The following is a 459-nucleotide window of genomic DNA, read 5'->3' as shown; positions in this document are numbered from 1 at the left end:
CCGATAGCACATGGCTGACACGTTCAGCCGCGGGCATGGGAATCGAGAGTGCAAGCTAAGTTGTGATCGTGCTGGGCCGACTCGGTCGATGACGGCCTCCAACTCTGCGCTCGATCGGGTCAGCACGTATTGCCGCTACTTAACGTGCAGGATCACGAGTCCCTCCGAGATCGTTGGGGCACTTGCGCCATTGCCTGCAGCGTTCTGTGCGATCCAATCCTTAGCCTTTTGGCTGCTTTCATCAACCCCCGTCTTGTCATTGCAAACGGTAACTGAGAAGCCAAATTCACCATCCTCGCTTCGGGCCAGTGTGTAGCTGACAAAGCCTTGGACCGAACGCATCAGCGATTCGATCTCAGGAGTGCGCCTCTCCAACAAATCGAAGAGTTCCTTAGCGCCTGCTCCCGAATATGCTCTTATTACAGTGTGCATGATATATCACTCACTTTGATGCCCTGG

General features: G+C 54.5%; 1 protein-coding gene. It reads right to left on the bottom strand.

All coding sequences use genetic code 11. The annotated features are described in order from the left end of the window. Positions 1-135 precede the first annotated feature (135 nt). Positions 136-432, bottom strand: a complete 297-nt coding sequence (locus ACYP5B_RS09375; protein ID WP_276285701.1) for a hypothetical protein — start codon at positions 430-432, stop codon at positions 136-138. Positions 433-459 lie beyond the last annotated feature (27 nt).

The sequence above is a fragment of the Cupriavidus sp. 8B genome (assembly GCF_054589115.1).
Note: the sequence above shows the minus strand (reverse complement) of the source record. Positions and strands in the feature narration are given on the sequence as shown.

What these genes read in the sequence shown, in the direction of transcription:
- ACYP5B_RS09375 (WP_276285701.1), bottom strand. Translation starts at nt 432, where the DNA reads ATGCACACTGTAATAAGAGCATATTCGGGAGCAGGCGCTAAGGAACTC.